This is a genomic window from Nostoc sp. DSM 114167 (assembly GCF_052692655.1).
The window spans coordinates 351,693-366,327 of record NZ_CP195116.1 but is presented as its reverse complement, the minus strand read 5'-3'; the positions used below and the strand labels follow the sequence as shown (position 1 = coordinate 366,327).

At 41.6% G+C, this 14,635-nt stretch carries 10 protein-coding genes; 6 read left to right on the top strand and 4 right to left on the bottom strand.

Annotation, left to right across the window (positions count from 1 at the left end):
• Positions 1 to 39 precede the first annotated feature (39 nt).
• A complete protein-coding gene (gene rimO / locus NSTC731_RS01550) occupies positions 40 to 1,359 on the bottom strand; it encodes a 30S ribosomal protein S12 methylthiotransferase RimO (RefSeq protein WP_445629318.1) in 1,320 nt (439 codons plus the stop codon).
• Positions 1,360 to 2,115: 756 nt separating this feature from the next.
• Between rimO and btpA the strand changes: the two genes are divergently transcribed.
• The 3 genes from btpA (at position 2,116) to NSTC731_RS01535 (ending at position 6,767) form a co-directional block, all read left to right on the top strand.
• On the top strand, positions 2,116 to 2,964 hold the full coding sequence (gene btpA / locus NSTC731_RS01545; RefSeq protein ID WP_445629317.1) for a photosystem I biogenesis protein BtpA: 849 nt from the start codon (positions 2,116 to 2,118) through the stop codon (positions 2,962 to 2,964).
• 155 nt (positions 2,965 to 3,119) lie between these two features.
• Complete coding sequence (locus NSTC731_RS01540; RefSeq protein WP_445629316.1) at positions 3,120 to 4,103, top strand: vitamin K epoxide reductase family protein; 984 nt, start codon at positions 3,120 to 3,122, stop codon at positions 4,101 to 4,103.
• Positions 4,104 to 4,562: 459 nt separating this feature from the next.
• On the top strand, positions 4,563 to 6,767 hold the full coding sequence (locus tag NSTC731_RS01535) for a CHASE2 domain-containing protein (protein WP_445629315.1): 2,205 nt from the start codon (positions 4,563 to 4,565) through the stop codon (positions 6,765 to 6,767).
• A gap of 1,129 nt (positions 6,768 to 7,896) precedes the next feature.
• Here NSTC731_RS01535 and nadB read toward each other — a convergent pair.
• Both nadB and psbU read right to left on the bottom strand, forming a co-directional pair.
• On the bottom strand, positions 7,897 to 9,573 hold the full coding sequence (gene nadB / locus NSTC731_RS01530; protein WP_445629314.1) for an L-aspartate oxidase: 1,677 nt from the start codon (positions 9,571 to 9,573) through the stop codon (positions 7,897 to 7,899).
• 201 nt (positions 9,574 to 9,774) lie between these two features.
• Entirely contained in the window at positions 9,775 to 10,203 is a 429-nt protein-coding gene (psbU, locus tag NSTC731_RS01525; protein ID WP_445632253.1) for a photosystem II complex extrinsic protein PsbU, read from the bottom strand.
• Positions 10,204 to 10,460: 257 nt separating this feature from the next.
• On the opposite strand from psbU, the gene NSTC731_RS01520 reads away from it, so the two are divergent.
• Entirely contained in the window at positions 10,461 to 10,637 is a 177-nt protein-coding gene (locus NSTC731_RS01520; protein WP_445629313.1) for a hypothetical protein, read from the top strand.
• A 106-nt stretch (positions 10,638 to 10,743) separates the two neighbouring features.
• On the opposite strand, the gene NSTC731_RS01515 is transcribed toward NSTC731_RS01520, so the two are convergent.
• Entirely contained in the window at positions 10,744 to 11,523 is a 780-nt protein-coding gene (locus NSTC731_RS01515) for a DUF3120 domain-containing protein (protein WP_445629312.1), read from the bottom strand.
• A gap of 437 nt (positions 11,524 to 11,960) precedes the next feature.
• On the opposite strand from NSTC731_RS01515, the gene NSTC731_RS01510 reads away from it, so the two are divergent.
• Both NSTC731_RS01510 and NSTC731_RS01505 read left to right on the top strand, forming a co-directional pair.
• Entirely contained in the window at positions 11,961 to 12,785 is an 825-nt protein-coding gene (locus NSTC731_RS01510; protein WP_445629311.1) for an undecaprenyl-diphosphate phosphatase, read from the top strand.
• Between the two features lie 232 nt (positions 12,786 to 13,017).
• Positions 13,018 to 14,343: a TIGR03279 family radical SAM protein gene (locus NSTC731_RS01505; protein WP_445629310.1), complete on the top strand. Its 1,326-nt coding sequence runs from the start codon at positions 13,018 to 13,020 to the stop codon at positions 14,341 to 14,343.
• Positions 14,344 to 14,635 lie beyond the last annotated feature (292 nt).

The window sequence follows — 14,635 nt, the reverse complement described above, 5'->3', positions numbered from 1 at the left end:
CATTTAACAAAAGACAAAGGACAAAAGACAAAAGACAATTTAGTTATTGACTACTTGACCATAGAGGTCGTATGTATCAGCGTGGTGAATCGCTATTGGCACGATGGTTCCTAACTTTGCCTGGCCTTTGACATACACCAGACCATCAACCTCTGGGGAAAATCTACCTGAACGACCGATTAATTCACCACTTTCAGGATTTTCTTGCTCAATCAGGACATCGACTATTTTGCCTACTTCCTGTTGATTTTTCTTTTGAGAAATCGGTTGCTGGAGTTCCATCAGTTGGTATCGGCGATCGTCCATCACCTCTTGGGACAACTGATTTGGCAACTTATAAGCTGGAGTTCCTTCCTCAGAGGAAAAGGTGAAGACACCAACATGATCGAATTCATGCCGCTGGACGAACTCTAGTAGATGCTCAAAATGCTCGCTTGTTTCTCCTGGGAAACCAACAATAAATGTTGTCCGCAGTACGGCTGTTGGTAGCGCCGTTTTGATGCGATCTATAATCCCATCATTTACGCGCCCTTGCCAAGGGCGGTTCATGGCGCGGAGAATCTCTGGATGAGAATGCTGCAAGGGCAAATCCAGATAAGGCAGGACGTTGGGTGTTTCTTGGATGGCCGCTATCACATCTGGGGTCAGTCCCGTGGGATAAGCGTAGTGCATTCTGATCCACGGTATATCTACTTTCCCCAAAGCGCGAAGTAATTCGGCTAATTTTGGCTGACCGTAAATATCTAGACCGTAGTTAGTAGTGATTTGGGAAATTAAAATAATTTCCTTTACCCCTTGACTAACTAATTGCTCCGCTTCGGCGACGATAGATTCAATAGTACGCGATCGCTGGTTCCCTCGAAGATGAGGAATTATACAAAATGCACAACGATAATCACAACCTTCGGCAACCCGGAGGTAAGCAACGCCCTCCGTTGTCGTGCGATAGCGCGGTGTAGTTTCGTCGGCAATGTAGGTTGGCTCTATACTAACCTGTTTGACCCGCTCGCCAAGTTCAACACGCTCAATTACATTTACAATTTTCTGATAATCGCCTGTACCTACAACGGCTACTGCTTCAGGCAACTCCTCCAAAAGTTGTTCTTGGAAGTGTTGCGCCATACAGCCAGTAATTACGATCTTTTTATTTGCCTCTGCCAGTTCTACTAAAGTTCTGACAGATTCTTGCCGGGCCGCTTCAATAAAACTACAAGTATTAACAATAACGTAATCTGCTAACTCTTCATTTGTATCTACACCGTAGCCTGCTTCTACGAGCATTCCCAGCATGTGTTCTGTATCAATTCGATTTTTCTCGCAGCCCAGGTGAGAAATGGCAATCGTTGGCTTGTCACCCATATTTTGAAAATATCTTCATTTTTTTTCTTGTAGTCAACATTCTGGCGCTAATTTCGCTTTTCTCCGATCCCTATCCTTCTAATAACAGTACAGTGGCAAATTCCCACTGTTAGCAACTGTCCGTGGACTTATGACCCTATCAATAATAAAAATAGAGGTCATGTTATGATATTTTTATCAATCTGTTCCCCAGGGTAAATTGAAGTGTCTTTGGGTACATTTGACACTTGTAATCTTTTTTAACAATTCGCCTATTGGTATTTTACATTACCACAGCGTGTGCCTTGTTAACCTACCCATCGGGAAGCCGCCCAAAGGGCTTGTTGTGAGAAGTCGCTACCCTCAGGGAAATCGACGAAAGCGACTACGCCTATAAAGCAGTAATGCTACCCTGGCGATTGGCAAGTCCTACGACTGGGCGCGGACAAGACGCCTAAACCACGGAAAGCTGCCTTGCGTCTAGTGAGTGGCAAACTCCTCTTGTAGCCAGGTTTTATCTTAACATATCTTATGGGAGGTTACACGCCAATTTCCATCTGAGGAAAGAGGCAATAAACCGACTATCATAAAACACATTTGACTAGTTAATGAAAAGTCAAGAGTCAAGGGTCAAGAGGAGCCAGTCAGGTGCGGGGTTTTCCCCGTTGAAAAGCCACCCTTATATAAAGGTTCCCGACCTGAAGGGGAGTGGTGTTGAACAGGCGTTCAATAATCAAAAAAATCTGGACTCTGGACTGTGCGAGGCGGATTAAAGACGTGGACTTATATCAGATATTTAAAACTCGCTCACCAATTATTGGCGTGGTTCACCTGCTACCACTGCCTACCTCACCCCGTTGGGGAGGTAGTTTAAAAGCGGTGATTGACCGTGCCGAACAAGAAGCCGCAGCTTTAGCAAGTGGAGGAGTTGACGGTCTGATTGTCGAGAATTTTTTCGACGCGCCGTTTACCAAAAACCAAGTCGATCCGGTGGTTGTGAGTGCCATGACCATTGTGGTGCAGCGGATACAGAATTTGGTAACTTTGCCTATAGGCTTAAATGTTTTGCGAAATGACGCCAAAAGTGCAATAGCGATCGCTAGTTGTGTACAGGCGCAATTTATTCGCGTCAACGTCCTCACAGGGGTGATGGCAACCGACCAGGGATTAATTGAGGGAGAAGCCCATCAACTACTCCGCTATCGACGGGAGTTGGGCTGTGATGTTAAAATCCTGGCCGATGTGTTGGTGAAACACGCCCGTCCTTTGAGTTCTCCAAATCTCACAGTCGCTGTGAAAGACACCATTGAAAGGGGTTTAGCAGACGGAGTGATTTTATCTGGTTGGGCTACAGGTAGTCCTCCTAATTTAGAAGATTTGGAACTAGCTTGTGGTGCAGCAAATGGCACACCAGTGTTCATCGGCAGTGGGGCCAACTGGGAAAATATTGATACATTAATGCAAGCAGCAGATGGTGTAATAGTTTCCAGTTCCCTAAAACGTCATGGACGCATAGAGCAACCAATTGACCCAATTCGCGTCAGCCAATTTGTGGAAGCTGCCCGTCGCAATTGGAACTCCAAAGGTAAAGGCAAATCAGCAGAACAAGTGAAATTACATTCTTAGGGAGTGGGGAAAGAGAGTTAGGAGTAGAGACGCGATTAATCGCGTCTGTACAAGAGTTATGAGTTTTAAATTAATTGTTCCTAACTCTTCATTATTAACTCCTCACTCCTCGCTCCTAACTCCTAACTTTTACTAATCCCCATTTCACAATATTTATGATTCGCCGCCGTTCTACTCCTTGGATTCATAAATGGTCACGTCCATTGATTGCCGCGATCGCTGGATGTGGTGCTCTGACAACAGGTTATCTCACCATAGAAAAGTTAAGCGGAGGCAGTGCCGCTTGTGTGGCACAGGCTGGTGCTAAAGGCTGTAATGATGTGCTTTCCAGTCCTTGGGCAACGGTTTTTGGACAGCCATTAGCTTTATTTGGGTTTTTGGCATACACCAGTATGGTGATATTGGCTTTGGCTCCCTTGGTATTCAACTCCGGGGAAAACAATAACCGCAAACAATTGGAAAATTGGACGTGGTGGCTGCTGCTGGTAGGTGCGATCGCTATGTCTGTTTTTAGCGGCTACTTAATGTATGTGCTGACATCTCAAATCAAAGCTATTTGTCCTTACTGTATCGGTTCAGCTTTGTTCTCTGTGAGTCTTTTGATACTAACGATTATCGGTCGGACTTGGGAGGATATTGGACAAATTTTCTTTACTGCCTTGATTGTCGGGATGGTAACGTTGATTGCTACTTTAGGCGTTTATGCTGGCGTGAATCAATCAGATGTTACACCTGGAACTCCTGGACAACCCACAAAAATTACCTTTACTCCCAAAGAAAACCCTAACCCAGCGTTCGGTTGGGAAGTTACCACTACTTCTGGTGAGGCAGAAATAGCCTTAGCACGCCATCTGGCGAAGGTAGGCGCGAAGGAATACACTGCTTACTGGTGTCCTCACTGCCACGAACAAAAGCTGCTTTTTGGTAAAGAAGCTGAGGAAATAATCAATAATGATATTAAGGTAGAGTGCGCTCCCGATGGAGTCAAAGCTCAACCAGAAGTATGTAAAGCTGCAAAAATTGAAGGTTTCCCCACTTGGATCGTTAATGGTAAAAGCTATAGCGGAGTCCAAAACTTAGAGGAACTAGCGAAAGTTTCTGGTTACACAGGGCCTCAAAACTTCAAGTATTTTAAGTAAAGTACCTACACTGATATTCAGTAGTTCACACCCCATAGTCAGCTGGATGAATACAGTAAAATCTGTTTCCAGTTGGCTTTTTTGTTTTTGGTAACAGATAATAGGTCTTATCCAATAGACCTCTTGCAAAAGTTACTTTTGCACTCTTGGGGGAAAGGGACTCATCTTTATTGGGAAAAGGGTTTTTATGAGCCGCTTTCCCCTTTTCCCCAAACCCAATTCCCACTTCTGCATGAAGTCTAATGCCCAATTACTAATTTTATTGCGGCTTTGCTCTGCAAATACTTAAGCTCAAGGAAATTGGCTAAGTACATTTACTTTAAAAAATGTATATTTTAATTGATTTTTATAGTTGAAAAAATTTTTATAAATTCTATTTAGCTCTTACTTGAGCTATCTTAGTCCGATAGTTAATAGCTATAAGAAATAGAGAATATTTCTGCCTACTAGGTAATGGCAATGAATCAGCAGCTAGGCAAGCGTTTTGTGAAGTTAACCTTTGGACTGAAACAATCGCTTAGTCGAGGACACAGAGAATTGATTACTGCGGCCAGCGTTGCAGTCTGCGTCCTGCTTTTGCACTCCATTGGATTATTGCAATCTTTGGAGTTGGCGGCTTTGGATCAATTTTTTCGCTTACGTCCAAATGAACCGCCAGAAAACCGGATTACGATCGTAGTGATTGATGAAGCTTATTTAAACGAAGTAGGCTCATGGCCAATTCCAGATGCGAAGATTGCCCAGTTGTTGCAGAAATTAAATGTCCACAAACCCCGTGCGATTGGCTTAGATATCTACAGAAATTTACCAGTAGAGCCTGGTAATCAAGAACTACGTAATGTTTATCAGTCAACACCCAACTTGATTGGTATTGAACTGCTAGCAAATGACAACAACAAAAACTTTAGTGTTTCGCCTCCACTGGGACTGAATCGGGATCAAGTGGGCTTCAATAACGTGCTGTACGATCTTGATGGTAAAGTACGTCGCAGTTTGTTGTATTGGCACGTTAAAAGCGAAGTACACGAAAGTTTTGCCCTGAAGTTGGCTTTATTGTATTTAAAGTCAAAGGGAATTACTCCCACTAAAGCAAAAAGTAACCCTGAGTATTTGCAATTGGGTAAGGCAGCATTTACTCGTTTTGAGGCTAATGATGGTGCTTATGTGGGAGCTGATGATAGAGGCTACCAAATTTTGAGCAATTTTCCCAAACCTAAATGTCAAAGTTCGTCTGGAGAATTTTGTAGTTTTCGCCAGGTATCGATGAGAGATGTACTGGCAGATAAAGTAAAAGCAAACTTAATCAAAGATCGGATTATACTTATTGGTTCGACTGCGCCCAGTCTCCCAGATTTTGTATTTATTCCCTACTCTAGCAGTGTTATGGGTACGGCAAAGCCTGTACCTGGTATTCAATTGCAGGCTTATTTTATTAGTGAGTTAATTTCTGCTGCTGTTGATGGAAGACCATTACTGAAAGTTTGGCCTGACTTGGTGGAATACTTGTGGGTTTTTGTTTGGTCTTATCTGGGAGCCGTGACGATATGGCGGATACGACACGCAACTAGGAGTCTCTTCTCGATCGTAGTTTGTTGCTTTGTATTGACCGTGAGTGCATACCTTGCTTTCTTGTCCGGTTGGTGGATACCACTCATTCCCTCACTGGTTTGCTTTGGCACTTCAGCTATTTGGATGACTAGCCATATTGCTCACATGCAGGAAGAGTGGAAACGTTCCAAAGAATTTTTGCATCACGTGATCAACACGATCCCCGATCCAATTTTTGTAAAAAATGAACAACATCAGTGGATTGTTTTAAATGAGGCGTATTGTCGATTTATCGGTTATCCAAATAAGTTTTTAATTGAAAAGTCAGACTATGACTTTTTCCCAAAACATGAAGCTGATGTGTTTCGACAACAAGACGATCTTGTTTTTCGGACTCAACAACCCCACGAACATGAAGAAGAATTTACAAATGCCGATGGCCAGACTCATCAAATTGCCACTAAGCGATCGCTTCACAAAGACTCAGCCGGCAATTTCTTTTTAGTTGGTGTCATCCGAGATATTACTCAGCGCAAGTTGATGGAAGAACAGCTCAAGCGTACTGCTGCTGAACTATCCCGCTCTAACAATGAATTAAAACTCAAAGAAGACCACTTACGTTATTTAGCGTATCACGACCCCCTCACTGGTTTATCTAATCGCAAATTTTTTGCCGAACAACTTTACGAGTCCTTACATTGGGCACAACACAACAACTTGTTGCTGGGACTGCTGTTTATCGATCTAGATGGATTTAAGCAAGTCAATGATACTTTGGGACACGAGAGGGGCGATCGCTTGCTAATGACTATTGCTGGAAGACTCAGCAACTCTTTACGCGCTAGTGATACGGTTTCTCGTTTGGGTGGCGATGAATTTACTGTGATTTTACGGGCAATACCTAACGTCCAAATAGCTGCTAAAGTCGCTGAAAAAATTTTAAGCAGTATTACCAAGCCAATTGTTTTGGATGGCTATACAATCCGAGTCTCTGCGAGTATTGGCATTAGTGTTTATCCATACAACAGTCAAGATAGCGAAACTTTGATGAAACAAGCTGATACAGCAATGTACCGTGCCAAGCGCCTGGGTAAAAATCGCTACGAGTTTGCTTAATTAGTTAAGAATCAAGCCTCCAGTTTTGTTTGCTAAAGTAATAATTTTTACATTCAAATTATGACTTTAGACCAGAGACACGTCTAAGGCACTGTCTCGAAAAAATATAGTGTATATCTTGCGAGGTAAATTTTTCGTCAAATTTAGACATGATAAGGCTTTTTGGCTTGAGCGTTAAACCTGATAATTTATGTCCAAAAATAATTAGCGATCAAAAATAATTTTCAAAATAAATTTTATGTAGTTTATTTTACAAATATTTTTATACTAGTGCTTATTCGCTTATTACGCAAAGTAAAATTTTAAAATCCTTTTACTTCTATAGATATGTTGTTTTATCTTTACATATCTTTACTCATTAAATCTATAAACTATACAATAAGATAAGTGTTATTTCATGTTTTTTTGAACTCATGATTTATGGAACATAGTGTTTATACTTAAAAATATTAAGATATTATTAATAAATAATGAATTACTCAAAAAGCTTGCAGTAAATCATTGACATATCTAACTTGAGACTGATGTAAAAATCGCCTATTTGAAATACCACTTAAGTATGAAAACTATTTAATATCGGCAGATTAAGGTTAATCGACAAGGGAATACCACAATGATTTGTACAGTACTAGCAATAATTTCATAAAGTTAAAATACTTTTTCTGAAAAATACAGTAAATATACGGTATTAACCAAAAAATACGTTTTGAAATAAAAAAGCTAGTAAATTTACCGAAATATATGAAGAGTAACTTCCAAATCGCAAAGTTTATGATATTCTGCATAGGTGCTTATCTACTGATCCCAAAAATTGCCGATTGCACAGGTATATTCAGTACTGCAAGTGCTAATTCTTTTGGTCCTACTAGCAGTAACGCCCTAATCGCCCGCAAGGTCAATTCTCAAAATTTACAAGACATATATATTCCACCAAATTATGGTGGTCCCGACAGTCACAATGGTAGCGGCACCCGCTGATGGCAATTTTGAATTTTAGATTTTAGATTGTGGTAAAAGAGCGCAATTCAGTTAGCCACCATCTTGTACGCCACATCTTTTACTTGGCGGCTGATTGCAAGATGTTGTACTTAGGGTTGCGAAAACCGTCAGGCTGTTTAAGGTAGTTGATTCAAGACAATAATGGAGATTTCCACCAATGATTTGTTTGTATAAGTGTGTGGACTTGCCAATTTGAGTCTGGTTGAGGATAATCTAAACGGAAGTGTCCGCCTCGGCTTTCGGTTCTAAAAGCAGCACTTTTGAGAATTAAATCAGCTACATCTATTAAATTGCGGGTTTCTGCCCAAAGTGCTAATTGCCGTTCAACATCTGGGAGGTCAAAACTAGCGGGTTCTGCTGGACGTAAAGCAAGCAAGAATTGAGTTAAAGGCAAAGCAGCGAAATCTTGCTGCCAAGATTTAATAGTCGCGATCGCACTTTCCAGCCTTGATTGCTCCCGACAAATACCAGCACTTTCCCATACTAGACGCGGTAACTTCTGTCTGAGTGTTTCTAGCTGTGCTTGTTGGATATGCCACTCACTAACATCAGAACTAAATTTCCGTAACGGTAGCACTGGTATTTCTGAAAGCAGCCCAATATTTTCTAACTTAATATTAGCCATCTGGGCCCCAAACACAATACATTCCAACAAGGAATTACTGGCAAGGCGATTTGCTCCATGCACACCAGTACTAGCGGTTTCACCCACTGCGTATAAACCAGAGATATTTGTGCGATTCATCAGATCCGCAACAATTCCACCCATCCAGTAATGGGCAGCTGGCGCTACAGGAATAGGTTCGTGGAAGACATCAACTCCCCAATGCTGACAAACTTTGATGATATTGGGAAAGCGCTGACGAATTTTGTCAGCGGGGATGGGGCGCATATCCAACCACACATGAGCAGTAGCCAAATCAAGGGCAGTACGTTGTAAATGGCTGAAAATTGCTCTACTGACCACATCTCTAGGCGCAAGTTCACCCGCAGGGTGGTAATCAAAGGCAAAACGTCGCCCTTCACGATCGATGAGATGTGCCCCTTCACCGCGTACAGCTTCGCTGATCAAGAAACGATCGGCACCAGGTTTAGTGAGAGCAGTCGGGTGGAATTGGACAAATTCTAAATCGCGGAGGATAGCTCCAGCCCTAGCTGCGATCGCTACCCCATCACCCGTACTCACTGCCGGGTTAGTGGTTTGGGCAAATACCTGACCGCCGCCACCGGTTGCTAATACCACAGCACCAGCTCTTATCCAGGTGATTTTACCTTGATAAAACAGGCTAATTCCCTGACAGCAACCAGTTTCGGTTTCAATCCACAAACTCAAAGCCAAAGCTTGCTGAATAACTTGAATATTTTGGCGACGTAATACTTGAGCGGTGAGGGTAGTAGTAACTTCCCTGCCTGTAGTGTCAGCAGCGTGGAGAACACGGCGGCGAGAATGGGCGGCTTCCAAAGTTAAAGCTAAGGCTTGACCATGACGGTCAAAAGCTACCCCCAAGTTAACTAAGGATTGAATACAGCTAGGGGCATGTTCGGCGAGAAATTCGACAGCGGTGCGATCGCATAAACCTGCACCCGCCTGGATCGTATCTTCAATGTGCAGCGTGGGAGAATCTTCTGGGGCGATCGCTGCGGCAATGCCACCTTGTGCCCAATCACTGGCGGATAATGCAACGGTTTCTTTGGTAATCAAACCGACTCGCAAGGATTCTGGCAGACACAGGGCTGTGTATAATCCAGCGGCACCAGCGCCGACTACTAAGACATCAAATTGGCTAGGAATATCTATCTGAGACAAGGTAATGGAGAAGTTAGGAGTTAGAAGTTAAGAGTGAGGAGTTAGAAGTGAGGAGTTAGAAGTGAGGAGTTTTGAATTTTTAACTCATAACTCATAACTCATAACTCATAACTCCTAACTCATAACTCATAACTCATATCATCTGCCACTCCCTAGAATCAGGAGTGGGCTGCTATTTGCTACATTAACTGCAATGTACAGTTATCTGTAGATGCCGTTGTTAAACCGATCGTCTCCCTCGATGAAGGCAGATTCTGGTTCTGTCACGGTGAAGTGATCGAAGTTAGCTTGCAGGGTTTGTTTTTGGCGATCGCTCAATCCTCCAATATTCAATACATCATCTACGCTCTGGTAGGGAGCATTTTTGATGATCAGCTTTGCAAGGGTGGGATAAAGGCCTGGATATTGTTGAAAAGCTCGGACGTTGGTATTATTTAAATCAATTTTTTTACCAAATTCCGTTGCTAGCTTCCTGTCTGCGCTATTTTGCCGCTCAATTGCCAGAACTGGGACTTGGGGAAAAGCAAAGCTGTTGAAATTAGCAGCTTGGGCTATCTGAGTTGTTCCCAACCATCCCCAGCAACTAAGTAACAAGCTAAACACTGTTAATAAACGCGCCAATCCTTTCACGATTTTTCTACCTCTTTCCATCAAACAGAAATAAAAGTTTTAAGCTAACAACAGTTATTAGTCATTAGTCATTGGTCATTGGTCATTGGTCAGGGACAAAGGACAACTGACAAAGGACAAAGGACAAAAGCTGATAGCTTAGTCAACACAGCAGTCATCAGAAACTAATATACAGCGTATTAATATCCACAATATTTACCGTTACTGGGTTTGACTATACTTTCGCCACAAATTTTCATCGTGGAAAGAGTGCCTGGATGGCTGCAATAGCCTTACATCCACGATTCCAGCAGCATTCTCTGCTGGACGAAATCTTTTCGGAGTGGCTGATTCTACCTCTAAAGCAGACACAAAACTGCACGATTTCTCAGATCGAAAACCTTGCCAAAAAAGACTTGATGCCGAGCGATTTTTATGTAATATTTCTTAACTAATTAATCATCTACAGCATCATTTTTGATGTGCCGTAGATTGGGCTGGGAAAAGTTTCAGTCAGAGAAGCCCACACGCTTATTGGAAGATAAGTGTCACTTGCCTTGTTTACGCTGCGATCGCAGCTAACAAAAATAAGCTGTCTACCAAAATTGTGCTTAAAACTGCGCCACTAAAGGCATACCAGTGTCTTTGATTTCGACCTAAAGCTGAAATTCCTACCGTTAATAGCACTACGGCGAGAATTATCGCCCAAGTTTGTCCCCAAGGTGCTTGTACTTGTATGAGAGCATTTTGTAAGATTTGCGGTACTACATCTGCATCTACTCTCATGATTTGCCGCCAATAGGGCATCAAATCTACTATATAAAAATATACATCTGTTAAAACTGTACCGAGTAAAGAACCTAAATAAAACCAGTTACCTACCTTGCCCCAATTCTTCGCCAGACACCAGCAAGCAAACGGTAAACCGATAAATTCCACCGGCAGATGCCATAAAGGTTCCCAACGTAACCAACCCCAGTAAATCGCTCCTGCTAACCAACTCCAGCTAAACCCCAAGAGCAAATCGCCCCAGACGTAAGTTGCAGGACGTGACATTAAGGCAAAACTGAGCCACACCCAAAATCCTGTCAGCGCTAAACTCAGACTTGGTAGCGATCGCACGATAGGCGCTTCTATAAATACTGGCACTGTTACCAAAAACACCGCTGCTGCAAACACTAACCAAGTTTGTCGGGTAGAAGTAGATAAGGGTAAAGAGGGAGAAAGGGAAAGTGTAGATTCCAATTGTCTGATACCATTTTGCGCGGTCTCAGCTAAATCCAACTCAGTATCAATAGAAGGAGTAGAAACGCTGTAGGAAGACAATGTATTATTAATCAAAGTTTTTAATATTTGTTACTAAACTTTATTTTACTTAAGATATCACATTTTCAAATCCCCCCCTGGGGCATTGTAATTATACTGGAATTTCCACAAGCGCTGGTGCAAACCAAACAAAACATTCTGCGCCAGGCGAATCCATTCAAGTTCCACTATGTACAGAACTCTTCTGTAGTTCCTTGTAAATAAGGGACTACAGAGAGGTGAAAAGTCAGCTGCTATGAGTCTGTTAAATATTAAAATTTGATGAATTTTTCAAATTGCGTTGACTTATTGAGGTGGGTGTAAGAACATAGTCAGCGTCTTCGATGATGTTTTCGATCGGTAAAATTGAGTTTTCTACAAGATTAGGTGCAATAGAGAGTATATAAAGCAACATCATCAGCTAAACAATGTTCATCACGATCTCTATCACACGAAAAAGGTATTAATTGTATATGGAGTTTATTCAAGCTTTTATTTTAGGTATTGTTCAAGGGATTACAGAGTTTTTGCCAATCAGCAGTACTGCACATCTTCTGATTTTTACCAAGATATTTGGTTGGAAAGAACTAGGTTCTAAAGATTTTGTTGACGCAATTCAATTTGGCAGTGTTATCGCAATTGTGGGGTATTTTTGGTCGCTGATTTATAGTATTACCAAAGGTGGAATCGAAGCACTAAAAGCCAAAGACTGGCAACGCGAAGAATGGAAGATTCTTGTCGGTATTGTAGTCGGAACACTGCCGGCTTTAATTTTCGGCTTTCTTTTGAAAGATATTTTACCTGAAAGTGCATTGATTATTGGCATTATGTCAATTATTATGGCACTTGTACTAGCTCTAGCAGAAAAAATTGGCACTCGTAAGCGCGGTTTTGAGTCATTGCAGATTCAGGATGGTATTTTGGTTGGATTGGGACAAACACTTGCCTTGATTCCGGGCGTTTCTCGTTCTGGTTCGACGTTGACAACTGCCTTATTTTTAGGATTAGAACGCGCTACAGCAGCAAAATTCTCATTTTTGTTAGGGTTTCCAACTCTTACAATTGCGACGCTGTATAAAAGCTTGAAAATATTCAAGTTGTTTCAAGCTCACCAGTTGCCAGATAACATTGTTGCACTGTTAATTGTAGGAATTATTTCAACCTTGATTTTTTCCTACCTATCAATTGCATTTTTGATCAAATACTTAGCAACCAAAAACACTTTGATCTTCGTATGGTATAGATTAGCATTCGGTAGTGCAATCTTACTAGCGATCGCAGCAGGTTGGAAAGGATAATATTCATTAGTCATTAGTCACTTGTACTGAGCGAAGCCGAAGTATTAGTCATTAGTCCTTTGTCCAAAGCAAATGACTATAGCGACTGCTCGGTTGTATGTAATACAATCTAACCTCTCTCCTTGAAGGAGAGAGGCTTTGAATTTTACTCCCTAACGCTAATAGGGAAAGGGCTGTTATTGTTAGGTTTGTATTAGACTCAACTCAGAAACGCTATAATGCCCTATGCACCATGACTACCATTCATCCTGCTCGAATTACCAAGGTTCTTCCAGACTCAATAGCCGCAGAGATTGGTTTTGAAGTTGGGGATGCGATTGTTGCAATCAATGGTACACGTCCCCGCGATTTAATTGATTATCAGTTTTTGTGTGCTGATGAAGTCTTAGAATTAGAAGTTTTAGACGCTACTGGTAAAACTCACAGCCTGGAAATCGAAAAAGATTATGACCAAGACTTGGGGCTAGAATTTGAAACTGCCCTATTTGATGGCTTAATTCAGTGTAATAACCGCTGTCCTTTTTGCTTTATCGACCAACAACCACCAGGTAAGCGCACCAGCTTGTACTTTAAAGACGACGATTACCGCTTAAGCTTTTTGTACGGCTCTTATCTTACCCTGACCAATTTGCCAGAAAGAGAATGGCAGCGAATTGAACAAATGCGCTTATCTCCATTGTATGTTTCTGTTCATGCCACGGAGCCGGAAGTTAGAATTAGACTCTTGAAAAATCCTCGTGCGGGACAAATCTTACAACAACTCAAGTGGTTTCAAAAAAGACGGCTACAAGTTCATGCTCAAGTAGTTGTTTGTCCTGGTATAAATGATGGCGAACATTTGGAGCAAACCCTAAAAGACTTAGCATCCTTTCATACTGGTGAAGTGCCTACGGTGGCGTCGGTGGCAGTTGTGCCAGTCGGATTGACAAGGTTTCGGCCTCCAGAAGACGAACTTACACCCGTAACCAGAGAAAAAGCGAAAGAAGTGATTTCTCAAGTGCAAATACTTTCGCAACAATTTCGCCAAAAGTTTTCCTCTAACGTCGCTTGGTTAGCTGATGAGTGGTTTTTGATTGCAGGTAAGGAATTACCGACCGAATCTGAATATGAAGAGTATCCCCAAATTGATAATGGTGTTGGTTCAATTCAGTTGTTTATCAAGCAATTTGCAGCCGCGGCAACAGAATTACTACCGTCAAAAGTTTATCCTCAGAGAAAATTAACTTGGGTAGTAGGCAATGCAGTAGAAAACGCCTTTGAACCTATCTTGAAACGGTTAAATTCTGTTGAAGGATTAAAAGTAAATATGCGTGCTTTATGTAGTGATTATTGGGGACAGAGTATTACTGTCACAGGATTACTAACGGGTCATGATTTGCTGTTGAACTTACAAGGGCAAGATTTGGGAGACGGAATTTTACTACCAAATGTAATGCTCAAACATGGTGAATTGGTATTTTTAGATGATATGAGTATTGAAGAATTAGCCTGCAAGCTTGAGACAAAAATTTTACCAGTAGGAGGAGTAGAAGATTTAATTAAGACCTGTATTATTTAAGCTGTTTTTGTTAGCTCTTTAGTCTATAGCAGTTCCCAGGTGGATGAAGTACATATCAAAATTTCACCCCCGATCCCTATTCTTTTCAAAAAAATAGTTTGGGGTTATCTATGGTAAATATTTTTGGAATAGGGTTTTTTATTTCCCTTTTCCTCTATCCCCTAAACTCCGACAAGTATTGAAAGTGGTATTTATTATTTGAGGTTGAAATGAAAAATATCTGCAATTACACAAAAGCGCGTGGAAATTGGAAAATGCAAAATTTTCTAAACAACTAGTTACTAATGAAATT